The organism is Mesorhizobium sp. (assembly GCF_004962245.1).
Taxonomy (GTDB): Bacteria; Pseudomonadota; Alphaproteobacteria; order Rhizobiales; family Rhizobiaceae; genus Mesorhizobium.
Genome location: NZ_SUHQ01000006.1, coordinates 144,016 through 170,312 on the forward strand (window position 1 = coordinate 144,016; position 26,297 = coordinate 170,312).

The following is a 26,297-nucleotide window of genomic DNA, read 5'->3' on the forward strand; positions in this document are numbered from 1 at the left end:
TCGCGTTTCTCCTTCGTGACCGCTGTCCCGCCCAAAAATCAGCGTGACGGGCTTCGCATGCTGCCTGCCCTGAGAAGCCGTATCAAACTTGCGGTTATGTTGGGCGCGACATTGCTGGCTCTCCTGTCGTCCCACGAAGCGCGCGCCGAATTCACTGTCTGCAATCAGACGCTCGACGTCGTCAATCTCGCCGTCGGCCAAAAGGTCGACAATGCGGACCAGACCGATGGCTGGTGGACCATCGGCGCAAATCAATGCGTGAACGTCATCCGCGAGGAACTCACGAACCGCTACATCTACATTTATGCGACGGACGTTTTTGGTCATGCGACCCTGAGCGGTTCGACCGAAATGTGCATCGACCGGCGGCGCTTCTCGATACGCGGCATCGACGAATGCTGGCAGCGCGGTCATATCGCCGCACGGTTTCTGGAAGTCGATACGCTTGAACAGGTGCGGTGGACCTTTTTCCTGACCGGAAGCAACCCGTGACGCACAGTATCGACACAAGTTTCAGGTTGAAAAAGCAGGCGCGCGCCGCTCTGCGCAGACGCAGGCTCTGGCACAGACTTCTTGCCGGTCTTGCCGTGATTGTCCTGTCGTCGATCGCCGCCGGCTTCTATCTTACCGCGGACTATTGGTCGTTTGGCGATGAAGACGAGGAGTTGCAGGCGGTCGAGGGGACCGACGACGTACCGGCCGATGCATCGGTTTATGTGCCAGCCATCATCGACCTCGCAGGGGACCCGATGTGGATCACCCTTTCGCCCGAGGCCGGCGCCGCGACAAAAGGCCAAGTGGTCCCGCGCCCGGCAGAACTCGATCAGGCCGGAGTTTCACCCCAGATCGAGGTTCTTTCCGACGTGATGCTTAGCGCCAGCGAAAAATTCATGACCACGATACCGTCCACGCAAGAAGATTTCGCATTCTTCCAGGCGCAGCGACAGACGGCGGCGGCCCCATCCAACGATCTGCAAAACGATCTTCAGCCACCAGCCGTTGCAAACGAGGCTCCGGTTGCTTCGGACCCGCAGGTGACCGCCGATGATTCCGAAGCAGGTTGGGGCGAAACAATCGATGCAGGCGAGGCAGCCCTTCCCGCGTTCCGCAAGACCCAGATCGAAAACAACACGAGCGTTGCGGTTGTCACGAGCGAACATCAACGATTCGAGGCCACCGAAGACACGTTCGTAAAGATTCTCAACGATCGCAGCTTGGACAGCGTTGCCCTGGATGCGCATTTCTCCGCCGAGGATGCCAAGCTGGCAGGCGAAGCCCTGAAGGCGCTTTTCAGTCGGGAAAGCCTCGAGCCAGGTTATGTCATCGCCATGCGCGGTTTCAGGCCGACGCGCGAGACGACAACCATGTCCCTCATGCAGGTTTCGATCTACGCCAAGAACGTATTTGTCGGCACGCTGACGCGCAATGCCGCTGGTGCGTTTGTGTCTGGTGTCGACCCCTGGGTCCGTGAAGATCTGTTCAACTACTCGGGCGCGCAGGCGCAAGGCACGCACAAAAGGCAATACCGGCTACTCGACGCAATCTACTCGACAGCGGCCCGCAACAAAGTTCCGACCGGCGTGATCGGAGAAGCGATCATGTATCTCTCGCGAGGACAGGATCTGGATGCGTTCGCCAGCGAAGACCAACGTCTGGTCCTGATCTATTCGCAAAGGCCGCGTGGCAAGGAGGAGGCGGCCGGACGAGTGCTGTATGTGGGCGTCCAGGGTGCCGAAAAAAGCCTCGACTGTTTCGTCTTCCAGCAGACCGACGGCCAGTTCGCATGCGTTAGCGGCGACGATCAGGTTCGCTCGCTGACCGTCACCAACGGCATGGTCACCCCGGTCAACGGGGTCATGACGTCCACCTTCGGCCCACGCAAGCACCCAATCCTCGGGACCGTTCGCATCCACAAGGGGGTGGATTGGGCGGCACCTCTGGGCACGCCGATTGCAGCCGCCTTCGACGGTGAAATCGTCTTTCAGGGCGATGGGGGCGGGTACGGCAATCTGGTGAAGATGTCGCACGGAAACGGGCGCGAGACGCGCTATGCGCATATGCAGAAATTCGCGATCGAGGGCGGTGTCGGCGCGAGGGTGAAGGCAGGCGATATCATTGGCTATATCGGCACCACCGGCCTCTCGACGGGGCCGCACCTGCATTTCGAGCTCTATCGGAATGGGCAGGCGATCGATCCCCTGGGCACGGTTACGGCGATCGCAACGGACGCTTCCGCTGTCGAGACGCTGACCGACCGCATCGTTCACGTCGAAAGTGGCGGCCGCGCCCGCGCCAAGAACCCAAATTCTTCGGCGACCGGTGCCGGTCAGTTCATAACGAAGACGTGGATCAGGATGATGAACACCTACCGCCCCGAACTTGCGCGGACACTGTCAACCGCCGATCTGCTCGCTCTGCGCTACGACGCCACCATATCGCGCGAGATGGTCAGCAATCTGGCGCGCGAAGGCGAAGCCTATCTTCGGGCGCGCGGCCACCAGATCACAGCCGGCCGACTCTATCTCTGTCACTTCCTGGGAATGGAAGGCGCGCATCAAGTGTTGGCGGCGCCGGGTTCGGCGCAATTGAGCGCCGTGCTCGGGTCGGCTGTCATTCAAGCCAACCCGTTTCTCACCGGCAAGACCGCCAGCTATGTCGTGGACTGGGCCGAACGGAAAATGGGCCGGAAGCTGAGCCCGTCGGCGACCGGTGCCGGCCAGCAGACAACGACGACGACACAAGTCCGCCAGACATCGCCGGAGTTCGAAAAGTACAAGCAGGCAATCACGGCGCTCATAGGCTCGATGCAGAATACGCTTTGAGCCTGCCCCGCGCGGCGTGCGAGTTTGCCGTTAGACCATTGGTGTTCCTGCTGCCAAGTGTTACTATAGACAACTTTTTTCGGGCGCTTTGTGAACCATAATTGTGGTCGAGATCACATACGCCCAAGAGCCATTTTGGCGGAAGCGACTATGTCGCTGATGAAATATTAGCATGCGCAGACATCAATAGTGCGCCCCGGTGGGCGGAGGGCTGGTCCATGAAAGCGTTTGCCGTCTTTCTGAGCGGGTTTATCCTGTTTATCATTGCCTCGCTTGGCGCCGAGGCTGCCGCGCCTGATGCTAAACGCGTGGCGCTGGTCATTGGCAACAGCAAATATGCCCATGCCGTCGCCTTGCCCAATCCCGCCAACGATGCGCGCCTCATCGCATCCACACTGCGCAATGCCGGCTTCCAGGTGATCGAGGGGATCGATCAAGACAATGCAGGCATGCATAGCCTCATCAGTCGGTTTACCGAGCAATCCTACGATGCCGACCTCGCCGTCATTTTTTATGCCGGCCACGGCATGCAGGTCGACGGCAAGAATTTCCTGATTCCGGTGGACGCCGAACTGACATCGCCCGCTTATCTCAAGACCCGTACCGTTCAGATCGACGACTTCATGGCGGCGTTACCGGCCGAGCCGGCGATCGGCGTCATTATCCTCGATGCCTGCCGCGACAATCCGCTGGCCAGGACGTTGGCCGCCTCGATGCCGAAGAGCCGTTCCGCCTCGTTCGGCACTGGTCTGGCGCCGATCGAAGCAAAATCGGATGGCGTTGGAACCGGCGGAATCTTGATTGCGTATGCAACCGATCCCGGCGCCATCGCTTTTGACGGCAATGGCGTCAACAGCCCCTACTCCGCGGCGCTCGCCAGGCACCTGACTGAACCCGGCGTTGAAATCCAGAGCGCGCTGACGCGTGTGCGCGGCCAGGTGACCGAAACGACACAAGGTCGCCAGAGACCTTGGCACAACGCATCACTGGGGCGCGAGGTGTTCCTGGGGCAGTCCGTAGCGGAAGCGGCGCCTGCCACAAAACCTGTCGTTGTCGGCGCATCCGGCGCGACGACATCGGCCCCTGCCCCGGTGACCAACGAGCCTCCTTCCTGGGAGGTGGAGCAGCGTCTGTGGGATGAGGCTTCCAAGCGCAATTCCATTCCGTTCTATGAGGCCTATCTCGAACAGTTTCCAAACGGCCGCTTCGCCACGGTGGCGCGGCTGAACATCGACCAGTTGAACGAACCGAAAGCCGATAATCGGCAGGTCGCGGCCGTCGATGAGGACGAGGCGAACGCAAATTCCGGCTCAGCCGTTCGCACCTCGGTTGGCGTTTCGGACGAGGTGAAGCAGGCCCCCGGCACCGAGTTGACGGAAAGTGCGATCGGTCTCGATCGCCAGGGTCGTATCGATCTGCAGTTGCGCATCGAAGCCTTGGGCAACGAGCTTGGCCGCATCGATGGAAACATAGGTCCAAAGACCCGCCAGGCGATTGGCATCTGGCAAGCGAAGAACGGCCTGCCGCAGACAACCTTTCTGACGCGCGAGCAACTGGCGTTCCTGGTGATCCAGACGGATCCAATGATGGAATCGGTGCGCGCCAGATACGCTGCCGATCAGGCTCGTGCAGCACAGTCGAAAAAACAGGTGCAGCAGGCCCGCACAAAGAAACCGGTGTCACAGAAGGCCCGCGCACGAAAGCCGGTGGTGGTGCAGAAGCCCCGCAGGCAGCAGGTCGTTCAACAAAGGCGCAACCGCGAGGTGGTTCGACGGGATGACCCGCCGCCGAATAACAATGACTTCCTGACCAAGGCGCTGATCTTCGGCACCGGTGTGGCCGTGGGTGGCGTGCTCAACAACGGCAATTGACGAGCGCTTCAAACCTGCCGACGTGAGCCGTGCCCTGGTCGCCGCGACCCTACTCAGTCCTTATTCGCATCTCCACCCGGCGGTTTACCGGATCGTATGGGTCGGGGCTGCGCGGTTTCGTTTCGCCCAGGCCTGTCGCTTTGATGCGGGCAGGGTCGATGCCGTTAGAGGTCAGGAAGGTTGTTACCGATCTGGCTCTTCGTTCCGACAGTCCCTCGTTGTAGTGAGCCGGGCCGGATGCATCGGTGTAACCTTCAACGACGAAGTCGAGAGCGCTCAGTCGGCTGTCCTTCAGCGCCTTGGCGAACTCGTCGAGTTCAGCGCGCGCAGTCGCGTCGAGTTCCGCGGAATCCAGGCCGAAATTGATCAGCATATCGAGGCTGGTCTTGTCGGCCGGCGCGTCATTCTGCTTGCTCTTGCATTCGTCTTCGGTGCCGACGCAAATTCCACGCGACGCGCCGAACTCGTTCACCCCGGCAAAAAACTTCACGATGTCTTCTGACTTCTGAGTTGGGTCAGCGAAAGCGTGAGTTGGAAAAATCGCGACCGTCAACACGAAGGCTAAACTGCCCAACTTCATAGCGGTACTCCCGTTTTGAGCATCCGATTTCGGCGGCTGCGGATTATACCAAATCCCGAAGCGATTGTCTGTCAATAAACGTCGAGCATATGAAGAGTATACGGCAGTTTCATCTTGCTATGGCCTGAGACTTGACCAGCGCCCCGTCCAGCGCTTCAGTGTCGATTGTTCCCTAGGTGAAAGCGTGGCGGCCATGGCCAATGAGCTTCGATTCAGAACGGCACGGGATCTTTTCATGGCCTGCCCCGCTGTCTCAAGGCAGATGGTGGCACTTCCGACCGAACAGCCCTCAATCGAATTTTGCCGCGCCCTCCTTGCTGGGCGGGTGCCCGAGGAGGCGATCACGTTCTGTGCCTATCTGCTTCCCGAGCGGGCCGCGGTCTGGTGGGCCCATGAGTGCCTGTACCACCTGACCGATCTGCTCGACAGCAGAGACCAGGAGTTGCTCGCGCTCATTCGTGACTGGGTCGGCGAACCGGACAGTCCCCATCTTCGCGCGGCAGTGAGCAAGGCCGCCGCGATGCCGCCGGCAACGCCGGCTGCCTGGATTGCCTTGGCTGCGGGACTGCGCGGCGACGGTTCGGCTATGGAGGCGTCAGCGCTATCGGCCTTGCAGCCACTACCCGCCGCCCACGCTGTGAGCGCGGGAGTTTTGGCCGGACTGGCACGTGTCGCACTGGCGGACCGCTTTTCGGTCCTTTCCGCCTTTGTCGAAATGGGCATCCAGATGGCCGAGATCGAGGCGCTGCGCCAGTCAGCGGACGCGTACTAGAGAGTGATCTGAATCCTGATTGCTTGCCTGATCAACCTCCCCAACCGCCTCCGCCTCCTGAGTTTCCACCTCCTAAAGGAGGAACGATCACGGGAGGTGCGGCAACAGGCTCTTCCTCAACCGGCTTAACCACTTTCTTGGCGGCCACCGGTTTGGCAGCGGGCTTGACGACCTTTCGCGGCGGAGGGGCTCTGCGAACGACCTTCGGCGGCGGCTTCGGCGCGGGCGTCGCCACCAGCGGCGTCGGTCGCAATTCGGGTGGCCAGGACGTACAGCCTACGAGCCCCGGCAGGGCGACGGACAGAGTTATTCCGATGATTGCCTGCTTCCATTTCCTGCTCACGATCACCTCCCGCTTGATCAAAACACGTCCCGACGTGGATTAGCCTCTTCCCAGACCCGTCTGGCCGCGTTGACCAGCTGATTGTCCAGCGAACCGGACGCAGGGACCTTCGATTTGAGTTCCTGGCGCAGCTGCTTCAACGCCGTCGTTTTCACCTTCGTGCCGAAATTCGCGAGATTCTTCTGGGCTTCCGGCAGCTGATTGCGGGTGTCGAGTGCAGCCGCGAATGCCAGATAACGGACGGCGGTGGCCTGGTCGGCCTTTTCGCCCTTTTCCATTTCGAGAACCGCGCGATCGAATGCACCGTACTCATCGCCCCGCATGGCTGCCATCTCGAACAGTCTTTGCGCTTCCGCCGGGTTGCGCTCAACGCCCACGCCGTCGCGATACATGCGCGCTAGATTGCTTGGAGCGTAGGGCTGGCCGAGTTCGGTGGCCTTCTGAAACAGGGCCATTGCCGTTTTCGGATTTTTCTCTACGCCCGCGCCGGACAGGTAGTTCCGGCCGAGCAGGTTCATCGAATACATGTCCTGCCGCTGGACGCCAGCCTCCAGGAAGGCAACGGCACGGGCCTGATCCGCAGGCACGCCGTTGCGGCCCTCGGTGAAGATCGCGCCGAGATCGTTCATGGCATATGTGTGCCCCATCGCCGCCGCCTTGAGCAGCAGGTCCAGCCCCTTGCCCGTATCGCGCTCGACGCCGGTGCCATGGAACAAGGCGCGGCCCCATGAGGTCATCCCGTAGGGATCGCCCTTGTCAGCTGCAGCCGCGTAGAAGGCATTGGCTTTTTTCCGGTCGACAGCGACGCCTGTTCCCGTCGCATGGAGGTAGCCGAGTTCGAACACAGCGCGCACGTGTCCCCTATCGGCAGCCTGCTGTATGGCTTTCCTGGCCTGGTCCACCTTGCCGGCTGCAAGCAGCGCGCGTCCCAGTTCGTAGCGGAAGCGGGCGACATCGGGATACGCCTTCACCGCAGCTTCGCAGAGCTTCACCGCGTCGGCGCCGATTTCATTTGGCAGCAGACCGGGGACGACGCCTTGAAGATCGAGAGGTTCGCCGGCAGCCGAGTCGCACGGATCGACGGTTGGCGACAATTTCATTGTAGCGGGCTTGGACGTTGCACCACCCGCCCGGATTTCGAAGGCCGCCTCGACCGTGTTGCCGGCTCCGATCTGGGGCTCATAGCGCAACCGGTCGACTTCATCGGCCATCAGGCTCGAGTCGGGCGACAAGATTCGATCCGGCAGGGACAGCGTTCCCGTTGCCGGATAGCTCGCAACTTTCAGGCTGACCGCGGGGTCCTGTGTCGGGAAATTCAACTTCAGCGGGATCGGACCGACGCCGACCGGAACGTCGATCTCCCGGTTTTCGATCGCCTCGGCGGCACCGGTTATATGGATGCCCCGTTCCAGCACCTGCTGCTTCTGCTCGGCCTCGAGCGAGGCCATCACCTGTTCGCCCTGGGTACCTTCGGCGCTCTTGACCCGGAACACCAGCATGCCCTTGGCTTCGCCGCCCCAGTTGTCGCGTGCGGCGTAGGCCAGCATGTCCATCTCTTCCGGCTCGCCGATTCCCTTGGGGACATCCATCTGCAAACGCGGCAGATCCTTGCCCTGGATCAGTCCTCCTGCCTCGACAACCTTGCCGTCCAGCATCAGTCGTCCGAGCGTAGGCGGTCTCTCGATGCTGACGGTGATTGTCCCGCCGTCGACGTCGACGGGTTCCGGGAGATCCAGATCGACAGGGCCGGCCCCCGACAGCACGACCTTCTCCAGCACCGGCGGCAGCGATGGCCGGCTGCTGCGCCGCATCAGAACGACTTCGTCGATCAGCGAAGAGTTCTCCCAGGGAACCTGCAAGCCCTTGGTAGCCTCAACCACATCCCGGCGCACGGCCGACATGACCGTGCGGATCTCCTGGTTCGGGGCGAGCGCGCGACGAGAAAATGCCAATGAGAAAGGACTGAGGTCGCCGGCGCCGTCATAGGCAACCGCGCCGGGTTCGGTGGCAAAGGCGATCAGCGTGTTCAGCGAGCTTCTTACTTGCGCAAGGCCGGTGCCGGTGGCGGCCAAAAGCTGGTCCCTGAGCCAATAGTCCTTACGAGGGAACGGGTTGTTGCGGCAGGCGTCGAGGATGATCACCTGGATCTTCGATTTCGAACGCATCTGCTGCAGCACGTCGTTCAGCTTGATTGCCTGGACCTCGACGTCCGCCGCTTGTTTCAACGAGGCATCGACGGGGATCAGGAAATTTTCTCCGCCAATCTGAAAGCCGTGACCGGAATAGTAGACGACAGCCACATCCGCGCCGTCCACTGCGGCAAGATAGTTGCGGAACTGGTCTTCAAACTGCAGCTTTGTAAGATCTTTCGCGACGAAAACGTCAAAACCAGCCGCTCGAAACGTGTTGGATACATCCACCACATCCTTGGCCGGGTTCTTGAGGGCCGAGATTTCCTGGTAATCGGAGTTGCCGATTACAAAAGCGACCCTTCGTTCGACGGCAAAAGCTTCGAAGGTCGTGAAGCTTGCGAGCATGACGGCTGCAACGAATCCGCAACGTCGGAGCATGGCAAATCCCTTAACCGCTGTTACCTAGCGACCCACAAGAACACAGCTTGCAGTGCAAGGTCCGTTAGAGAGCATGCTATCTGCCGAGACAGAAAAGAGAGAAAAGCCGTCGCGACAGCGGGCATAATCCTCATGTAATCGAGCTCTAAATTACATCAGAGGCCGGGTGTCCGCAATGATCGTCAAACGGTCTCTCAACCTGGCTATTCGGATCGACTGGGTCGGACGAAAAGCGGCAGTCGCAACCCAGTCGCGGCGTTGGCCGGCGGTCAGACCCGGGCCCAATGTCGAAGCTGTTTCCTTTGATGCCGAGCCTGCGATTGAACGGCATGAGCTCCGACCAACGGCGGACGGGCGAGAAACGCCACAATATCAGTCGGACACCACCAGGCAGCCGGGATTCATGATGCCCAGTGGGTCGAAGACGGCCTTGATCGCGCTAACGGCCTTCTGCTGCTCCGGCGTCAGCCACTGCCAGTAGACGGCACGGCGGCTCCGGCCGACGCCATGCTCGGCGCTAAAGGAGCCACCGAAGCCGCGAACGATGCCGTAGAGGCCATCCAACAGGTCTCGGCCTTGCTCGCGGATCTCCCCGGTCGACAGGGCCAGCGGCGGCATGACGTTGAAGTGGATGTTGCCGTCGCCGGCGTGGCCGTAGGCGATGGGCTCCCAGCCGGGCCAGCTTGACAGCACGTAGCTGCGGGCCGCCTCGATCATCCGCGCTACGTCGCTCAGGCGCACGGACAGGTCGGTGCGTACGTGCCGGCCCCGCTTCGCCTGCCCTTCCACGAGGTCTTCGCGGATTGCCCAGAAGGCGCGTGCATGGGCGCGGCTCTGCGCGATTGTGCCGTCGCCGAGCAGGCCGGCCTCGAACGCTTCGCCAAGCAGCGCCTCGAGCAGCGCGCGGCCGTCGATGGCGGAACTGCAGCCAAGCTCCATCAGGACATGCACTGGCCACTCGCCTTCCAACGGCACCCGGGTTTCGGGATTGCTCAGGGCAGCAAACGCGATGCATTCGGAGCCGATCACCTCGAAGGCCGTCAGCAGGTCGGAGCACACGCTGCGCGCCATGCCGGACAGCGCCATGGCGTCGGCGAAGGAACTGACGCCGAGATAGGCCGTCTCGAGGTTGGCTGGCCTTGGGAAGAGCTTCACCTCGACGCCCGTCACAATGCTAAGCGATCCTTCCGACCCGATCAGAAGCTGCTTCAAATCGTAGCCGCGATTGTCCTTGCGCAGCCCGGTCATGCCTTCCCACAGGCTGCCGTCGGGCATGACGGCTTCGAGCCCCAGCACGAGATCGCGCATCATGCCGTAGCGCAGCACGTTGATGCCGCCGGCATTCGTGGCCACGTTGCCGCCGATCTGGCAGGAACCCTGCGCGCCCAGCGCCAGCGGAAAGAGCATGTCTTCGGATTCGGCCGCATCCTTCAGCGTCTGGAGGACGGCCCCGGCATCGGCCCGAAGCGTGAAGTTCGCGGCGTCGATCTCGCGGATGCGATTGAGCCGTTCAAGCGAGACCACGACGACGCTCGGCGGGCCACCCGCGGTGGCGCCGGCGACAAGGCCGGTGTTGCCGCCTTGCGGGACGATCGGGACGCGGTGCTCGGCACAGATGCGCACCAGCGCCTGCACCTCCTCGACCGACCGCGGCCGCAGCACGGCAAGCGCCGTGCCCAGATAGTCACCGGTCCAGTCATGCAGGTAGCGCCCGGCTTCCGGCGCCGTTCCGTCGATGATGCCCGCGGCGTCGAGGACGGCGCTAAAGGCTTCGAGCGCGGCGGGCGGCATCAGCCGAAGTAGCGCACGCGGATCGCGTCGATGGCGACGGCGATGAAGATCATGAACCCACCGATCATGCCGACGTAAAAGGACGGCACGGAGATGATGGCGAGGCCAACCTGGATGACGGTGAGCAGCAGCACGCCGCCCAGCACACCGACAATATTGCCGCGTCCGCCGAACACGCTCACGCCGCCGATTATCGGCGCGGCGATAGCGTAGAGGAGGTAGCTGGAACCCTGGTTGGAGGTGATGGCCATCTGCCAGGAGGCAAGCAGGAAGCCCGCGACTCCGGCGAGGAAGCCGGCGATGGTGAAGGTGATGATCTTGATCCGGTCGACGCGGATGCCGGCTGTATTCGAGGCGACGGGATTGCCTCCCACCGCATAGATGCTGCGGCCAAGCACGGTGTTGCGCAGCAGCACGGCCATGGCGAGGAGCGCTATGACAAAGACGATCGGCATGACGGGCCAGCCGCCGCCGATGGCGGCCTGGCCGATCCACACATAGCCGTCCGGCAAGTTGGTGATGGTGCGGCCCTGGGTCAGCGCCAGCAGCCCGCCTTGCAGAATGATCATCATCGACAGGGTCTGGATGAGCGAGACCATCTTCAGCTTGGTGATGCACAGGCCGTTGAAGAAGCCGATCAAGGTGGCGACCGCGATCCCCACCAGCATCGCCAGCAGCCACGGCAGGCCGAGATCGGAATAGGCCATCGCGCCGATCGCCGAGGAGAAGCCGAGGTTCGCCGGAAGCGAAAGGTCGATCTCGGCGACCAGCAGCGGAAGCGCGACCGCAAGCCCGATCATGCCGAGCACCGTGGCCTGCACCATGATGTTTTGCAGGTTGAAGGTGGTGAAGAAATACTCGTTGAACAGGCCGAAGATCACCACCAGCGCGATCAGCCAGATCCACACCACGTTGTGCAGCACCCAACCCAGCACCGACTTCCCGCCTTGCTGCGGGGCGGAGGCCGTGGTCGGCTTGGCAGCGGCTGTGGTCGCTTGGCTCATGGTATCCTTCCTTGTCCGGCGGCTGTCATCCATCCGCCTTCTCTTTGGTTCCCTGGCGCAGGCGCTCGCTGGAGATCGCCTCGCCTGAAAATTCCTCGCGGATCGCGCCGTCCTCGAACACGCAGACCCGGTCGACGACGCGCACGATCTCGTCCGTGTCGGTCGAGACGATAATGACGGACACGCCGGTGCGGCTGAGTTCGTCGATGATGCGCAGCACGTCCTGCTTGACGCCGATGTCGATGCCGCGCGTCGGCTCGTCGAGGATGAGCAGGCGCGGCTTGGTGGCCAGCACACGGCCAAGGCAGACCTTCTGCTGGTTGCCGCCGCTCAGCGTATCGACCACCGTCGCGGGGCCTGCGGCCTTGATGCCCATGGCACGGAAGTAGCGGTCCGAGAGCAGCTTCTCGGCCTCGGGCCGCAGGAAACCGGCGCGCGCGACGACTGAGAGCGACGACAGCGAGATGTTCTCCCCGATGCTCATCTGCGCCACGAGACCGTCGCGATGGCGGTCGTCGGAGAGAAAGGCGATGCCCATGTCGAAGCCGTCGCGCGGGGTGGCGGGCAGCGGACGCGGCGCTTGCGTCCCGAAGGCAATGGTCCCGGACCGGGTGGGCGCGAGCCCGAAGATCGTGCGCGCCAGTTCCTTGGCCCCTGCCCCCGGCAGTCCGGTGAAGCCGACGATTTCGCCGGGACGCAGGTCGAACGCCTTGACGCCGATCGTGTCGCTGGCCACGTCGCGCAGTCGAACCGCGGGCTCCTCGCCCGCAAATGCGCTGCGTTCGCGCTGGAACAGCACGAGACCCCGGCCAAGCACCAGCTCCGAAAGCTGCTCGGACGTCAGGCTGCCGACGTCTTCCGCGCCGCCAGCCAGCGCCCCGTCGCGCAGCACCGAGCAGGCGTCGCAGATCTCGAGAATCTCGTCATTGTAATGCGAGATGAAGATGAAGGTGACGCCCTGCGCCTTCAGTTCGCGCATGAAGGTGAAGAGATGGGCGCGGTCCTCGACGGTGAGAGCGGCGGTCGGCTCGTCGAGGATGATCACCTTGCCGCCGCTGAACATGGCGCGCAGGATGTTGAGCTTGCGTCGGGCAACCGCGTCCAGCCTGCCGGCCATCGCCTGCGGGTCGATGCCCGTGCCCTCCAGCATGCGTGAGGCGTCGGCCCTGAGCTTGCGCCAGTTCACGAAACCGCTCCTGCTCGGCCAGATGCCGAGCATCAGGTTTTCCGCCGCCGTGACGTGATCGATGATCATCGGCTCCTGGGTGACCAGGAACACGCCAGCCTTCTCCATCTGCTTCACGTCGACGTTCTCGATCGGCCGGCCGTCGAGATAGATGGTGCCGCCGGATGGGACGCGCTGGCCGGAGATCAGTCCGACCAGCGTGGACTTGCCGGCGCCGTTCTCACCCAGAAGCCCATGGATCGTGCCCCGCCGGATACCGAGCGACACGTCGCGCAGCGCCAGGGTTGGACCGTAGCGCTTACTGAGGTTCTCGACCCTGAAGATAAACGGGTCTTCGCCGGACTGTCTGGCGGAAGCGGCTGTCAATACGAACCTCCGATCGGTCGGGCTGTTATCACGCGGCGCGATCGCTCACGCCGCAAGTGCCACGCCGGCGGAAACCGGCGTGGCACGGGAGGACGACGCGTTGCGCGGTCGATCAAGTGTAGGGAATACCCCATTCCTTCTCCGAGATCGCACCCCAGTGACGCTTGTCGCCGGAATTGGATCCGCCGATGACGAAGGGCGGGATGATGAGCGTCGGGCCGGTTGCGCCGGCGACGATCTCGCCCTTCTCCCAAAAGTACTTCTTGTTCTCGTAGGTGCCGATCGGAACGGCCTCGCCCTTGATGGAGTGCTTGATGAGCATCTCGACCGCGATTTCGCCATAGGCGATCGGGTCCTGCGAGACGCATGCGTCCATAAAGCCGTCCTGGATCCATTTCAGCGCCACCGGCTCGCCGTCGATGTTGACGAAGATGACGTGACCGTCTTCACCGACCTTCTTCCAGCGACCCTTCTGCTGGAGCGCGGTGACGATGCCACGCGACGGCGAGTCCGACGGCGCATGGACAGCGTCGAGATCGGGGAATTCGGAGAGCGTCGAGAGGGTCACGGCCAGCATCTGGTCGAGCTGCCCCTCGGTCGGACGCGCCAGATACTTGATGTCGGGATATTTGGCGAATTCCTCGTCCATGCCTTCCTTGCGCAGACGCCAGGCCACGCTCTGAAGCGCGCCGAAGCAGTTGAGCACCGTGCCCTTCGGACTGCCATGCTTCTCGGTCAGGCGCTTGATGATCTCCTGCGCAGCCATGACGCCGCCGAGCTTGTTGTCGAAGCTGACGGTAATCGCGACATCGCCGCCATCGGAGGGGGTGTCGATGATCGCGACGGGGATCCGCTTCTGGTTGTAGCGACGGATGGCCGAGACGATCGCCTGGCTGTCGATCGGATCCGACACGATCGCCGAGGGCTGGTTCAGCATCAGGCTTTGCCATTGCTCGAGCTGACGCGTGTTGTCGAAGCTGGCGTTGGTCGCCTGGAACTTCATCTTGTTCGCCTCGACGGCACGCTTCACCGCCTCCTCCTGGATGACGAAGAAGTAGTAGTCGAGGCTCTTGTTGCTAAACGGGATGAAGCCGGCCTCCTGCGCCCAGGCCGACCTGCCCAGGAGCGCACTGGCGCCCATCGCCGCGCCAAGTGCGCCGCCCGCCTTCAGCAGGCCACGACGCGTCAGTCCGTTCAATCTATCCATCTGTTCCTCCCAGGGTGTGATTTATCTAGCAATACTAGCTATTGGATATTAAGGCAAGAGGCAAGCGTGGCTTACCGGTGCGATTTTCAACCACGGCAACTGGCGCTATCGGCGTTTAGGTTCTGAAAGAAACTCAAGTTTTTTATGGACTTAAGTCAAACTCTGGACAATTCGATTCATGCGTTTCGATTGCGCGCCGCAGCCTGCGGCGCGTCACTGGCATTGATCCAAAATATAGGCTTCACTACGTCTGGCGCATCGAGACGTAAGTCGTAGCGTCGAAACGGCCGACAACCATTCCTTGCGACTCGCGCGTGAACAGGCCGTTCTCGACCACGCCGGGAATGCGGTTCAGTTCGGTCTCCAGCCTGGCCGGCGACGGGATGACGCCGCAATGGCAGTCGAGGATGAAGTTGCCGCTGTCGGTCACGACCGGCTGGCCGTCGCGCATGCGGCGCTCGATGATCGCATTCTTGATGCGGTGGTCGGCCAGCGCCTCGGCGACCATCCGCTCGGTCTGCTTCCAGGCGAACTGCACGACCTCCACCGGCAACGGGAAAGCGCCGAGCCGCTCCACGATCTTGGACTCGTCGCAGATGGTGATCATGCGCTTGGACGCATGGGCGATGATCTTCTCCCACAGCAGACAGGCCCCGCCGCCCTTAATCATGTTGAATTCGCGATCGATCTCGTCGGGGCCGTCGATCGTGAGGTCGATCTCGCCGATCTCGTTGGGATCGGTAAGCGCGATGCCGGCCTCGCGGGCCACGTCATTGGTCGAACGGGAGGTGGTCGTGCAGGTGAGCTTCAGGCCGTTCGCGACATGCTTGCCGAGTTCACGAACGAAGAAATGCGAGGTCGTGCCGGAGCCGAGCCCGAGCTTCATGCCGTCCCTGACGAACTCCTCGACCACACGGCGTCCGGCCGCCTTCTTGGCTTTGTCCTGTGCGCTCATTATCACGTCTTCCTTTCGTCCGCTCGCAGGCGGGCAGTGTTCAGATCTTCTCTGTCTGCCAGGAATCGAGTGCCGGCAGCTGGTCGGGGAACTCGCTTCCGCTGGTCATGGCGATCGCCGTCACAAGCATGTTGACGACGAGGTGGTGGTTGAGACGCGACGCCAGCGGCGTCATGATCTCGGTTCGATCGTAGGGCAGCACCGCGATCAGCACGTCCGACACGTGCGCGAGCGGGCTCCCCGCAGCGGTGATCGACAGCACGCGTGCGCCCCCGGCGCGCGATGCCGTTGCAACGTCGATCATCTGCTTGGTGTGCCCCGACTGGGAAAAGATCAGCGCGACCTCGTTCGGCCGCGAGGTTTCCGCATGCAGCCACTGCTTCTTGCGCCCGATCAGGGCCGCGCAGCGCGTGCCGAGGCGCTGGAACTTGTGTTCGGCGTCGAGCGCCGTGATCTCGGAAATGCCGCTGGCATAGATGCCGACCCACGATGCAGCCGACAGCAGCTTTGCACCCGCTTCGACCTCGCCGGGATTGAGATCCTCCAGCAGCCGCTGGATGGCGTTCAGCGAATTGCGCGCCGTCTTGCGCACGACGTTCTGGATCGAATCGCCTGGAACGATCTGCTCGTAGGCGAAGGGCGCGGAGGGCACCAGGCTCTGGGCAAGGTTGAGCTTGAAGTCCTGGTAGCCCTGGAAGCCGAAGCGCCGGCAGAAGCGCATGATGGTCGGATCGCTGACCGCGCACTCCTCCGAAAGGCGTGCCATGCTCATGTGGATGACGTCGCTTGGATTGGCGCTGACGAAGCGGGCGACCCTGCGCTCGGCCGAGCCCATCTCCCCGCTTTCCTGCACGATGCGTTGCAACAGGCTCATCGACCGCCCTCCCTACCTGCCCTGAACAGATATGGGATTGGCTGCAAGATCGATCAGGCGGTCAAGCCGCCATTCGGATTCTACGGCGACCTGTTCGCCGCATCCCCAGGAAACGGCATAGAACGGCACGCCGGCGGCGGTGGCGGTTGCCTGATCGACGGCGGTGTCGCCGATATAGGCCCAGGCGTCGCCATCAATGCCCATGCGCTCGGCGACGGCGAGCAGATGGCTTGGGTGCGGCTTGCAAGCGGGCGCCGCATCCGCGCCGACGACCACTTCGAACAGCGGCGCGACGCCGAGGATTTCCAGCACCTTCAGCGAAAGTTCGTGCGGCTTGTTGGTGCAGATGCCGAGGCGCATGCCCGCGCCATGGAGTGCCTCCAGGTCCTCGCGGACATGTGGATAGAACAGCGTGCGTTCGGCAGGCTCGCGGTTGTAGTTGTCGAGGTACTGCTTCACCGCCTCGTCCACCGTCGCATCGTCGCTCGGCAGGCCGAGAGCCACGAAGATGTCGAGCAGAAGTCTGCGCGGTCCAAAGCCAATGAACGTCTCAACGAAGGCGACACTCTGAGTGGGCCAGTCGCGGCGTTCCAGCACCTTGTTCACGGCGGCAGCGATGTCGGGGGCGCTGTCGATCAGCGTGCCGTCAAGGTCGAAGACGAGTGCCTTGTAGCTGTCCTTGCGCGGGCTCATGCAACGCCTCCCTCTGCCATCAACGGTCGAGTCCAGCCTTGCCGATCGCGGCAAAGCTTGGGGCCAGCGCGCCATAGAGGCCGCCATAGATATCGAAGGCCTTGCGGAGCAGCTCGCCCGTGGCCGCATCCGCTGTCTCGCGGGTGACGGGGCGACACACCCGTGCCGCCTCGATCGCGCTCGGCCAGACCCCCGCCCCGACGCCCGCAATCAACGCTGCTCCGAAGGCGCCGCCTTCCGCGGCCCCTTCGGTCGTCACCACGTCGCAGCCGAAGAGATCCGCCTGCATCTGCCGCCACAGCGCCGAGCGCGCGCCGCCGCCGGAGGCCTTGATCATCGTCCGGCCGATGTCGACCCTCTCCATCAGCGCGTAGATGTCGAACAGCGAATGGGTCACGCCCTCCATGACGCTGCGGGCCATGTCGGCCGCGCCGTGGCGTGCGGTCAACCCAACGAAACCGCCGCGCGCGGACGGATCGGGGTGCGGGCAGCGCTCACCATTGAGGTAAGGCAGGAAGAGGAGGCCACGCGACCCGACCGGCGCGCCGGCCGCAATCGTCGCGATCCGCTCGGCGGAGGGTGCATCGCTACCCGCGAAGCCGCCGAGCAACGCCCGGAACCACTCCATCGCGCCGCCGGCGTTGAGCGAGACGCCCATGCAGTGCCACTTGTCCGGCGCCACATTGCAGAAGACCTGCAACCGGCCGTCCGGATTGGCCACCGGCTCGTCGAGTGCTGCCGCGAGGATGCCTGCCGTGCCGATGGTGGTCTGCAGCTCACCCGGCGCGATGACCCCCGAGCCGATCGTCTGGATGACGCTGTCCCCGCCACCGCCGACCACCGACGTGCCGGCCGGGAGCCCAAACAGCGCCGCGCCCGACTTGCTGACACGCCCGCTGACGACATGCGATTCGTGACACGGCGGCAGGAGCGCCGGGTCGACGCCGATCAGGTCGAGCAGGCCGGTCGCCCAGACCCGCTTGCGGGTGTCGAACAGGCCGGTGCCCGAGGCGTCCGAAACCTCGGTCGCGAGTTCTCCCGTGAGGAGCAGACGGAGATAGTCCTTGGGGTTCAGGATGTGTCGCAGCCGGCCGAACAGTTCCGGCTCGTGGTTGCGCATCCAAAGGATCTTGCCGCCGGTGTAGCCCACCAGCATGCGGTTGTTGGTGCGCGCGAGCAGCCCTTCGAGGCCGCCTGCCCGCTCGTTGATCTCGTCGCACTCGGCCCCGTTGCGCTGGTCGTTCCACAGGATCGCCGGACGCAGCACCTTGTGCGCCTCGTCGAGAGGGGTCAGTCCGTGCATCTGGCCCGAAAGACCGATCGCTGCGATCCCGACACCCGGCTTCTGCGCGAGGACGCCGGCGACGGCTGCCCGGGCGCCCTCGACCCAGAGCTGCGGATCCTGCTCCGTCCAGCCCGGATGCGGCTGCGAAAGCCCATAGGTCTCGGTGCGGCTTGCCAGCACCTTGCCGTCCGTGTCGATGAGCAGCGCCTTGCAGCCGGAGGTGCCGATGTCGATGCCGAGGAGAGCCTGCGTCACCGCGCTCACCTCCCCTTCGGCTCGTCGTAGCGGATGCGGACGTGCTTGAAGTTGAGGTATTCAAGCATACCCTCGCGGCCGTGCTCGTAGCCGACGCCGCTCTGCTTGCGGCCGCCATAGGGCGCGTTCATGATGCCGGCGTCGACATTGTTGACGGCGACGTTGCCGTAATCGAGCCGGCTCGCCAGATAGCGGATCTCGTCCATGTCCTTGGCATAGACGTAGGAGGCGAGACCAAAAGGCGTGTCGTTGGCGAGCTCCACCGCCTCATCCAGCCCATCGAAGGCCATCACGCCGACCAGCGGCCCGAAGGTCTCCTGCGTCATCACCTTCATATCGTGCGTGCAGCCGGCAACCACGGTCGGGCGGAAGAAGTGGCCGCGGGCGAAGGCGTCACCTTCCGGCGCACCGCCGCCGGCGATGAGCTTCGCGCCCTTCGCGAGCGCGTCGGCCAGATGTTCCTTCGTCTTGTTGAGCGGCTCGGCGGAAGCCATCGCGCCGACATCGGCGTCCGGCCTGTCGATACCGTTGGCGATGACCAGCTTGTCCGCCGCCTCCCCGAGACGACCCACGAACGCGTCGGCGATCGGCCGCGCGACGTAGATGCGATTGATGGCGATGCAGATCTGGCCCATGTTGCGGAACGAGCGACGGACCGCGCCCTTCACCGCCGCATCGAGATCGGCCGATGCCGTGACAATCAGCGGACAGTTGCAGCCGAGTTCCAGCGACAGCCGCTTGATGGTCGGGCACGAGCGCTGGATATGAAGGCCCACTGCGCTGGAGCCGGTGAACGCGATCTTGTCCACCCCAGGATGCTCTACAAGCGCCTGACCGACCTTGGAGCCGGAACCGGTAACTATATTGACGACGCCGGCGGGGATCTTCGCCCTCTCGACCATGCTGGCGATGGCAAGCGCCGTAAACGGCGTCAGTTCGGCCGGCTTGATGACGATGGTGCAGCCTGCAGCGAGCGCCGCGCACAGCTTCCAGCCGACCAGCTCGGCCGGGTAGTTCCAGGGGGTGATGGCGCCGACCACGCCGATCGGCTCGCGCACGACGAGGCTGTCGATGTCGGTCGTGGTATTCGGGACGATTTCGCCGTGGATGCGCACCGCCTCTTCCGCATAGAAATGGCAGGCTTCGGCAAGCTTCAGGATTTCGCCCCTGGCCTCGTTGAGCGGCTTGCCCTGTTCGAGCGTCATGATGCGGGCCATGGCGTCCGCTTCGGCGAAGATGGCATCTCCCAGACGGTGGAGCGCCTTCGAGCGCTCGACCGGAGCGAGGCGTGACCAGCTCTTGAAGGCCTTGCGGGCGGCCGCGACAGCCAGATCGACCTCGGCCGGCGCCGCGGCGGCGATATGGGCGAGCAGCTCGCCCGTCGCGGGGTTTTCGACCGGAATCCGAGCACCCTCGCCCGCCTTCCAGGCACCATCTATGAACAGTTTCTCGGCGAGTTCCGTTATCACGGACGGCTTTCCTCCAACCCGCCCCGCACTTGGGGCCCGATCCATCGATCTCTCATAAACTAGATTTACTAGTTGGCGCAACCTCTTCCAGATCGGAGCGGCGGCCAATTTCTTGATGTCGCCATTTTTTCATCTAAGCCTTTGCTTTGCATATGTGAATCGAATAGGCTTCCAACAATCGACCAGGATTTCATTGCCTTTTCGGCTCTGCAGCCAATTTGACAAGCGGCCGGAGCCACAACGGCTCTAACGAAAATGGTAGTTCTACTACTATAAGGTGGGGAGTGTGGACGGCAAAATATGGAGGAACCTATGTCATACATGTCCAAGTTCGATCTGACGCATCGAATCGCGCTGGTAACAGGCGCGGGCCAAGGGATTGGCGAGGCCTGCGCGACCGCGCTGGCGGAAGCGGGAGCCCATGTCCACGTCACCGACCTCGACGGCGCGCGCGCAAGGGCGGTCACCGGGAAGCTCGTGGGCCGCGGCCTGAAGGCCGACGCGCATGAACTGAACGTTACAAAGAGCGAGGCCCTCGGCGCGCTCGCCGACTCCTTGCCGCCCTTGGACGTCCTGGTGTCCAACGCGGGTATCGTCTCCAACATAGCGGCCGAGGATCTGACGGACGAAGAATGGGACCGGATCATCGGCGTCAACCTGACTGGCGTTTTCAAGTGCTGCCGCACCTTCGGGCGCAAGATGCTCCAGGCCGGCCGCGGCTCTATCATCAACATTGGCTCGATGTCGGCGGACATCGTCAACACGCCGCAGCCGCAATGTCACTACAACGCCTCCAAGGCCGGGGTGCACCATCTGACGCGATCGCTGGCTGTCGAATGGGCGCAGCGCGGCGTGCGTGTGAACGCCGTGGCGCCCACCTACATCGAGACGCCGTTGCTTGCGGGCCTGGAACAGAGCAAAGGCATGGTCGATCGCTGGATCGACCTCACGCCCATGAAGCGGATGGGCAGGCCAGACGAGATCGCGTCGGTCGTTCTCTTCCTTGCGTCTGACGCATCGAGCCTGATGACCGGCAGCATTGTCACCGCGGACGCGGGCTACACCTCGATCTGAGCATAGGAGAAGGTTCATGCCGTTAGCACTGGTCCTCGAAAGAAAGCGGGAGCTCGCCCTTCGCGACATCGAGCTCGACCAGACGATGGGCGAGAACGACGTCCGCATCCGCATGGAAGTCGTTGGCATCTGCGGCTCTGACATCCACTACTACATGCATGGGCTTATCGGACCATTCGTGGTGAACGAACCGATGGTGCTCGGCCATGAGGGGGCCGGAACAGTGGTCGCCAAAGGAGCTGGGGTGACGGGACTGGCGGTCGGCGACCGGGTCTGTGTGGAGCCCGGCATTCCGGACTTCTCCTCGCGGGCCAGCAAGCTCGGCCTATACAATCTCGATCCGAAGCTGACCTTTTGGGCAACACCACCGGTCCACGGCTGCCTGACGCCAGAGGTCGTCCATCCCGCGGCACTCACCTTCAAGCTGCCAGGCAATGTCAGCATGGCCGAAGGTGCCATGGTCGAGCCGCTCGCGGTCGGCGTTCAGGCCGCGGCAAAGGCCCGCATTCAACCGGGCGACCAGGCGCTGGTGCTTGGCGCCGGCCCGATCGGCATTCTGGTTGCGCTGGCGGCGCTCGCCGGCGGCTGCGCGGGCGTCATGATCGTGGACCCGCAGGAGGCCAAGCTCCGCATCGCCGAGACCTATAGCGGCATCAAGGCACTGCGCGCTGTGAACGGCACGCCGGCAGAACAGGTGGCAAGGGCAACGGGCGGCTGGGGGGTGGATGTCGTCTTCGAATGCTCCGGAGCGAACGCGGCTTATGGCGGCATCGCGGATTTCCTGCGGCCGGGCGGCGCGCTCGTGCTGGTCGGCATGCCGGCCCGGTCGGTGGAGCTGGACATCGTCGCGTTGCAGGTTAGGGAAATCCGTGTCGAGACGGTGTTTCGCTACGCGAATGTCTACGATCGCGCGATCGCCATGATCGCCGGCGGGAAGATCGACGTAAAGCCGCTAATCACCGAGACGTTCAAGTTCGAGGACAGCGTGGCGGCCTTCGATCGCGCGGCGGAAGGCCGCCCGACGGACGTCAAACTGCAGATCCGCATCTGAGAATTGTCGGGCGTGCGACGCCGACGGCCGCTCGACGTTGCGATAGGTGAGTTAGCGCCACATAGTCGACCATCAGGCTCTCCATTCAACCCTATCGCCTCGGAGTTGTCGAAACCGTGACGGTCGCTGACGCAGACACGTTGCACCGTCGTTGAGGTACCTCCAGCGAGAATGCAAATTTGAAATGCATTACAAAAAATATGGGGAACCAGCCATGAAGCTCGCACTCGCAAGTCTCGCCTTCGCCGCCGTAGGCGGCTGCTGACCTCAGCCGACTTCCGGAGAAACGGTGTCAAAGAGCCGATGGCTATCAGTGCGTAGGAGCAAGCCATTCGAAGGCGTATGCTCTCCACCAGCCTGAATGCTCGAATGTGAACCGCGTCTAAGATTGGCAGGTTCTTTCGCCAGAGACGGCGCAACGACGTTGGTAGCTGTCAGTGATCGTCAGGCGGAATGCTCCTTGCCCTAATCGTGGCTTGATCAATGTCGGCTTGCCATAGCGCTCAGCCATGATCGGCTCTGCATTTCGAATCTCGGAAACCGAACTTAATCGGTCAGTGACCGCGACCTTAGATGTTGACCATCCTTTTCCTCAGTGCTGAACCCATTGCCGGTCACGATGTTCGCTGACCCGCTCTCTGGAACAGGTAGCCACAGGATTAGCTGGTCGCATGTCGATCTTTGGCATCACGCTTCCTCTAACCTGCGCAGACGAGCCTTGACCCCATTGCTGATGGTGTCGGCGACTTCGGCAGGAAATGCTTTCGGGAGCGATGCGGTGACCTGCTCGACCGCCGCTTGCGCCTGTGTGCGCAGCTCATCGAAGATCGCGGTCACGAGTCCCGCACCAATCCCTGCCTTGGCGGCGGTCTGAACAAAATGGCGAGGCACGACGCCGTCGATGACGTAGTGGCGACTGTCACCGACCGCCATGGCCAGCTTCATCTTGTTACGTTTGATCTGGCCCGCGTCGAGGCTGGGCTGCGCCGAGATCACATCGTAGAGCGGGGTCATCCGGAAGCGACCACCGGGAGAGAGAAAAACGCTGAAATTCTTGGCGTGCCCATCCGTAGCGCCGAGAAGCCAGAAGGCAATAAGGGTCTTCAAAAAGGTCGTTTGATCTGCCTCCGGCTGATCGCTTCCCTTCAGCAGATTGAGGATAGCCGGAATACCAGGCCCGCCTTCGGATTCGTATTTCAAGGACGGCGGCACAGACAGAGCCTGGCAGCAATCCTCTTGAGGCAAACGCAGGAGACGATTGTCGCTGGTCCAGCGGCGGTCGAACCGCTCGACCACGAGCACGCGGTTACCCTCAAACTCCTCAATGGCGGTCGGGGCGCTCGGAAGCCCAAGAGCGGCTGTCAGCTTGAGGCAGAAGAACTCGTTCTCGACGCTGTAGGAAAGATCGATGCCGTTCGGCAGTCGGCCAATTTGCGGTTTGAGGATGTGCGTGGTGGCCGTAGTCGCCAGCGGCTTGTACCAACGCCCTTTCCAGAACAGGAGCGCGGTCTTTTCCTGGGCGCCGGCGATCGAGATCCGAAAGTCTTCGTCCTCACCAAGCCCAAGGGGAGCCGATGCTAGGTCGCCGAGAAGCCGAGCGATTTCCTTGTCGTCAACAGGTCTGCCGTCGACAGCACCGGCGGCGCCGGGTTCGACGCCGTCCCGCAGGAATTGCAATGCGCCGACGCAATCCCGTCCAACAGCGGCAAGTAGGTCGTAAGCGTCTATGCCCTGAGCGTGGACTCGCTCCGCCATGCGACGGCGGATGGGCGTGCTGTCGGGCAGGAGATTGTCGAAGACGGCGATGACAGGCGCACCGATATAGCGATCCTCACGCAGAGGCAGAGATAGCGACACGGGCAGCGCATGCTCCCAGGCAAGCCAGGACGGATCGTACTGAAAGTCGATTGCGCCGCTGGATTGCCTATTCAGGCGCCCGACGAGACGACCGTTCAAGAAGACATTGAGCGGGATACGCCGCCGCGGGCGGGCCATCAAAAGATGTCCTCGATCTCAGCCGGCTTTGCCTTCGTCCTGGGGCGGATAACGAACTCGAGGTCGAGCGCCGCGAGAATATCGCAAAGCGTTCCGAGCTGAGTCCCGGGCGCCCCACGCTCGACGGCCGAGATGGTTGCCTGTCGTAGCTTTGTCTTGTCCCTGATGCTGGTCTGGTTCAGGCCGAGCTTGCGGCGCTGCCGGCGGATGGCATCTCCGATTTGCTTAGGCGTTCGGGCGATCTGGTCCACGGGCGTCCCTCTCTAGGCACGCTATATACGCTCCAGGGGATAAATGTCAATATACGCTTCAGAGGATAAATACCGATACACGGTCTAGCGTATAGAACGTCCAAATACGCTTCAGCGTATAGCCACCCTCCTCCTATCTCCTGCAGATGGCTCTCAGGAGTTCTCGCTTCTCAATCCCCAGGAGCTCGCGGTAACGACGAATGGTGTCCTGCAAGCGCGCGTTCACCGGCTTGGGATCGAGAAGCGCACCCACAAACGTGGCGCTATCTCGAGTCGACAGCTCGACCACGGCAAGGTTGTCCTCTTGGAGCTCCAAGCGAACTTGGTCGTGTGTCGATGATCACGAACCATTCGGACGAACGAATCAGGCATTGAAAAGCTAGAAGTATCCATCGTTAGAGCATTTTTGCCCGAGTGGTGTAGAGTTGTTCGCGACCCCACTTGCTCTCAGTATCCCCAGCATGACTAGAGGTTGTCGAGGATGAAGAACGCGTTGGATCACAGACTACCGGCCACAAACCCATACCCCAGCGATTTCTTGGCCCAGCGATAATGCTTTTTGGTTCAATGCGATATACTCTGAGCGAATATTGCTCCACAGCGCAGCTCGGCTTGGCGACGGCATGATCATCAGGCACGGTTTTGAACCGACCGTTCGGCTGAGACTCCTCAAACAATAATGGTTGCGGCCGAAAGTTGCTCATTGGGGCTGTATTCGTTTTCCCCAAGAGGCGGCAGCACCGGAAGTCCATCCGCGCTGGCCATCAGTTCCAAATACCGCTGAGCCGACGCGGCCCACTGAAATCGGGCCGCCCTTGCGCGACCACGTGCGATCAATTTGGTTCTGAGGCCTTCTTCGTGGACCAGGCGCATGAAACAATCGAACCATGCATTCTCATCACAAGGCGATGCGTACAAAACCGCATCCCCGCCGATTTCGGGCAAGCTGGCCCGGTTCGACATGACCACCGGGCATCCTAGTGCCATGGCTTCGAGCGGCGGCAGTCCGAACCCCTCAACCAAGGAGGGGAACGCCAGGCAAAGAGAATCGCGCAGAAGTGCGCCGAGTTCCGCGTCCGACCTTCTTCCCAGCCAGATGACGTTCGGTGACGTCTTGTTGCCGATGCTGCCGAAGACACGGGGCGTTGATGCGCCCACGACAACAACCTGTAGCCCCGCCGCGGCAAGTCGGTCGTGCATGCCGATGATCAAGCCGACATTTTTGTGCGGGATAGAACTGCCAAGCACGACGATCGTACCAGGACCGGCGACTGCCAGGGTTTGCTCCGAGTGACAAGGAGCCCATCGCAGCGCATGTTCGTGCCCGTTGCCTACAACCTCGACCTTTGCCGCCGGGCACACGCCAAAACGCGTCAGCTCACCTGCGGAGTATTGCGACACCGTCGCAATCCTGAGCGCGGTCCAGCCCAGGGCCGGGACCAAGGTGCGGTAAAGAAGCCGAAACGGAAGTGAATAGCTCTGCGGGCACGTTCGCGTATTGACATCGTGAATGCACAGAACCTGCCGGCGTACGGTCAGAGGCCCCGTATTGCAGAGGCTGAGCAGGCCGCCGCGAAGATAGGCCGGAAGCACAGCTTGTTCCCACGCATGCCCGCCGAAGCTGCCGACAGTCCGGGCACGGATTGCGGCCAAGGGCAACGTGTCAAGCGCCCCCGGCGGAACCAGCAGCTCGACGGCCAGATCCCGTGCCAAGGGAGCCTGGCCCACGATCAGGGCATCCAGCGCCGAAACGACCTCGCGTGCGTAGCGCTGAACTCCAGTGGTCGGCTGCGCGAGAAAACGGCCGTTAATCGTCCAATATCGTGTCATCACGAACCACGTCCGGGCGCCAGGGTTTCGGTCGCCAGCGCTCTGCATCAGTT

21 protein-coding genes are annotated in these 26,297 nt (G+C 62.6%); 6 read left to right on the top strand and 15 right to left on the bottom strand.

Annotated elements, in window-relative coordinates; all coding sequences use genetic code 11:
* Positions 1-57: 57 nt before the first annotated feature.
* From E5X88_RS08710 to E5X88_RS08720, 3 genes are all read left to right on the top strand, one after another.
* Entirely contained in the window at positions 58-492 is a 435-nt protein-coding gene (locus E5X88_RS08710; RefSeq protein ID WP_292160320.1) for a DUF1036 domain-containing protein, read from the top strand.
* Positions 489-2,822, top strand: coding sequence for a M23 family metallopeptidase (locus E5X88_RS08715; protein WP_292160322.1), 2,334 nt, complete (start codon positions 489-491; stop codon positions 2,820-2,822). Before E5X88_RS08710 ends, E5X88_RS08715 begins: the two co-directional genes overlap by 4 nt.
* Positions 2,823-3,040: 218 nt before the next feature.
* Complete coding sequence (locus E5X88_RS08720; RefSeq protein WP_292160325.1) at positions 3,041-4,693, top strand: caspase family protein; 1,653 nt, start codon at positions 3,041-3,043, stop codon at positions 4,691-4,693.
* Positions 4,694-4,742: 49 nt separating this feature from the next.
* Here E5X88_RS08720 and E5X88_RS08725 read toward each other — a convergent pair whose 3' ends face one another.
* Entirely contained in the window at positions 4,743-5,273 is a 531-nt protein-coding gene (locus tag E5X88_RS08725) for an OmpA family protein (RefSeq protein WP_292160326.1), read from the bottom strand.
* A gap of 193 nt (positions 5,274-5,466) precedes the next feature.
* Between E5X88_RS08725 and E5X88_RS08730 the strand changes: the two genes are divergently transcribed.
* Positions 5,467-6,045 (top strand): hypothetical protein, encoded by a 579-nt coding sequence (locus tag E5X88_RS08730; RefSeq protein ID WP_292160559.1) that lies wholly within the window; start codon positions 5,467-5,469, stop codon positions 6,043-6,045.
* Positions 6,046-6,405: 360 nt separating this feature from the next.
* Here E5X88_RS08730 and E5X88_RS08735 read toward each other — a convergent pair whose 3' ends face one another.
* From E5X88_RS08735 to E5X88_RS08780, 10 genes are all read right to left on the bottom strand, one after another.
* Positions 6,406-8,925, bottom strand: coding sequence for a caspase family protein (locus tag E5X88_RS08735; protein WP_292160328.1), 2,520 nt, complete (start codon positions 8,923-8,925; stop codon positions 6,406-6,408).
* 405 nt (positions 8,926-9,330) lie between these two features.
* A complete protein-coding gene (locus E5X88_RS08740) occupies positions 9,331-10,749 on the bottom strand; it encodes an FAD-binding oxidoreductase (protein ID WP_292160330.1) in 1,419 nt (472 codons plus the stop codon).
* Complete coding sequence (locus E5X88_RS08745; protein ID WP_292160333.1) at positions 10,749-11,753, bottom strand: ABC transporter permease; 1,005 nt, start codon at positions 11,751-11,753, stop codon at positions 10,749-10,751. Before E5X88_RS08745 ends, E5X88_RS08740 begins: the two co-directional genes overlap by 1 nt.
* Positions 11,754-11,778: 25 nt before the next feature.
* Positions 11,779-13,305 (bottom strand): sugar ABC transporter ATP-binding protein, encoded by a 1,527-nt coding sequence (locus E5X88_RS08750; RefSeq protein WP_292160335.1) that lies wholly within the window; start codon positions 13,303-13,305, stop codon positions 11,779-11,781.
* 112 nt (positions 13,306-13,417) lie between these two features.
* Positions 13,418-14,512, bottom strand: coding sequence for a sugar ABC transporter substrate-binding protein (locus E5X88_RS08755; RefSeq protein WP_292160337.1), 1,095 nt, complete (start codon positions 14,510-14,512; stop codon positions 13,418-13,420).
* Positions 14,513-14,756: 244 nt separating this feature from the next.
* Positions 14,757-15,467 carry a ribose 5-phosphate isomerase A gene (rpiA, locus tag E5X88_RS08760; RefSeq protein WP_292160339.1) on the bottom strand — a complete coding sequence of 237 codons (711 nt, stop codon included), beginning with the start codon at positions 15,465-15,467 and terminating at the stop codon, positions 14,757-14,759.
* Between the two features lie 40 nt (positions 15,468-15,507).
* On the bottom strand, positions 15,508-16,341 hold the full coding sequence (locus E5X88_RS08765) for a MurR/RpiR family transcriptional regulator (protein ID WP_292160341.1): 834 nt from the start codon (positions 16,339-16,341) through the stop codon (positions 15,508-15,510).
* Positions 16,342-16,353: 12 nt separating this feature from the next.
* Complete coding sequence (gene gph / locus E5X88_RS08770) at positions 16,354-17,034, bottom strand: phosphoglycolate phosphatase (RefSeq protein ID WP_292160344.1); 681 nt, start codon at positions 17,032-17,034, stop codon at positions 16,354-16,356.
* 19 nt (positions 17,035-17,053) lie between these two features.
* A complete protein-coding gene (gene xylB / locus E5X88_RS08775) occupies positions 17,054-18,574 on the bottom strand; it encodes a xylulokinase (RefSeq protein WP_292160346.1) in 1,521 nt (506 codons plus the stop codon).
* Between the two features lie 5 nt (positions 18,575-18,579).
* A complete protein-coding gene (locus E5X88_RS08780) occupies positions 18,580-20,043 on the bottom strand; it encodes an aldehyde dehydrogenase (protein WP_292160348.1) in 1,464 nt (487 codons plus the stop codon).
* Between the two features lie 312 nt (positions 20,044-20,355).
* Here E5X88_RS08780 and E5X88_RS08785 point away from each other — a divergent pair, with 312 nt between their 5' ends.
* Positions 20,356-21,117: an SDR family oxidoreductase gene (locus tag E5X88_RS08785; protein ID WP_292160561.1), complete on the top strand. Its 762-nt coding sequence runs from the start codon at positions 20,356-20,358 to the stop codon at positions 21,115-21,117.
* Positions 21,118-21,133: 16 nt separating this feature from the next.
* Positions 21,134-22,168, top strand: a complete 1,035-nt coding sequence (locus tag E5X88_RS08790) for an NAD(P)-dependent alcohol dehydrogenase (protein WP_292160350.1) — start codon at positions 21,134-21,136, stop codon at positions 22,166-22,168.
* Positions 22,169-22,435: 267 nt separating this feature from the next.
* On the opposite strand, the gene E5X88_RS33620 is transcribed toward E5X88_RS08790, so the two are convergent.
* From E5X88_RS33620 to E5X88_RS08805, 4 genes are all read right to left on the bottom strand, one after another.
* The gene (locus tag E5X88_RS33620) at positions 22,436-22,606 is read right to left on the bottom strand and encodes an HNH endonuclease (RefSeq protein ID WP_366664789.1); all 171 of its coding nucleotides are present in this window, start codon (positions 22,604-22,606) and stop codon (positions 22,436-22,438) included.
* 249 nt (positions 22,607-22,855) lie between these two features.
* A complete protein-coding gene (locus E5X88_RS08795) occupies positions 22,856-24,163 on the bottom strand; it encodes a type II toxin-antitoxin system HipA family toxin (protein WP_292160352.1) in 1,308 nt (435 codons plus the stop codon).
* Positions 24,163-24,414 carry a helix-turn-helix domain-containing protein gene (locus tag E5X88_RS08800; protein ID WP_292160354.1) on the bottom strand — a complete coding sequence of 84 codons (252 nt, stop codon included), beginning with the start codon at positions 24,412-24,414 and terminating at the stop codon, positions 24,163-24,165. Before E5X88_RS08800 ends, E5X88_RS08795 begins: the two co-directional genes overlap by 1 nt.
* A gap of 669 nt (positions 24,415-25,083) precedes the next feature.
* The gene (locus tag E5X88_RS08805; RefSeq protein ID WP_292160356.1) at positions 25,084-26,244 is read right to left on the bottom strand and encodes a glycosyltransferase family 1 protein; all 1,161 of its coding nucleotides are present in this window, start codon (positions 26,242-26,244) and stop codon (positions 25,084-25,086) included.
* Positions 26,245-26,297 lie beyond the last annotated feature (53 nt).

Bases quoted from the DNA above. Each gene is read 5' to 3' on its own strand.
- E5X88_RS08710 (WP_292160320.1), top strand. From the start codon at position 58: ATGCTGCCTGCCCTGAGAAGCCGTATCAAACTTGCGGTTATGTTGGGC.
- E5X88_RS08720 (WP_292160325.1), top strand. From the start codon at position 3,041: ATGAAAGCGTTTGCCGTCTTTCTGAGCGGGTTTATCCTGTTTATCATT.
- E5X88_RS08725 (WP_292160326.1), bottom strand. From the start codon at position 5,273: ATGAAGTTGGGCAGTTTAGCCTTCGTGTTGACGGTCGCGATTTTTCCA.
- E5X88_RS08730 (WP_292160559.1), top strand. From the start codon at position 5,467: ATGGCCAATGAGCTTCGATTCAGAACGGCACGGGATCTTTTCATGGCC.
- E5X88_RS08735 (WP_292160328.1), bottom strand. From the start codon at position 8,925: ATGCTCGCAAGCTTCACGACCTTCGAAGCTTTTGCCGTCGAACGAAGG.
- E5X88_RS08740 (WP_292160330.1), bottom strand. From the start codon at position 10,749: ATGCCGCCCGCCGCGCTCGAAGCCTTTAGCGCCGTCCTCGACGCCGCG.
- E5X88_RS08745 (WP_292160333.1), bottom strand. From the start codon at position 11,753: ATGAGCCAAGCGACCACAGCCGCTGCCAAGCCGACCACGGCCTCCGCC.
- E5X88_RS08755 (WP_292160337.1), bottom strand. From the start codon at position 14,512: ATGGATAGATTGAACGGACTGACGCGTCGTGGCCTGCTGAAGGCGGGC.
- rpiA (WP_292160339.1), bottom strand. From the start codon at position 15,467: ATGAGCGCACAGGACAAAGCCAAGAAGGCGGCCGGACGCCGTGTGGTC.
- E5X88_RS08765 (WP_292160341.1), bottom strand. From the start codon at position 16,341: ATGAGCCTGTTGCAACGCATCGTGCAGGAAAGCGGGGAGATGGGCTCG.
- gph (WP_292160344.1), bottom strand. From the start codon at position 17,034: ATGAGCCCGCGCAAGGACAGCTACAAGGCACTCGTCTTCGACCTTGAC.
- E5X88_RS08785 (WP_292160561.1), top strand. From the start codon at position 20,356: ATGTCATACATGTCCAAGTTCGATCTGACGCATCGAATCGCGCTGGTA.
- E5X88_RS08790 (WP_292160350.1), top strand. From the start codon at position 21,134: ATGCCGTTAGCACTGGTCCTCGAAAGAAAGCGGGAGCTCGCCCTTCGC.
- E5X88_RS08795 (WP_292160352.1), bottom strand. From the start codon at position 24,163: ATGGCCCGCCCGCGGCGGCGTATCCCGCTCAATGTCTTCTTGAACGGT.
- E5X88_RS08805 (WP_292160356.1), bottom strand. From the start codon at position 26,244: ATGACACGATATTGGACGATTAACGGCCGTTTTCTCGCGCAGCCGACC.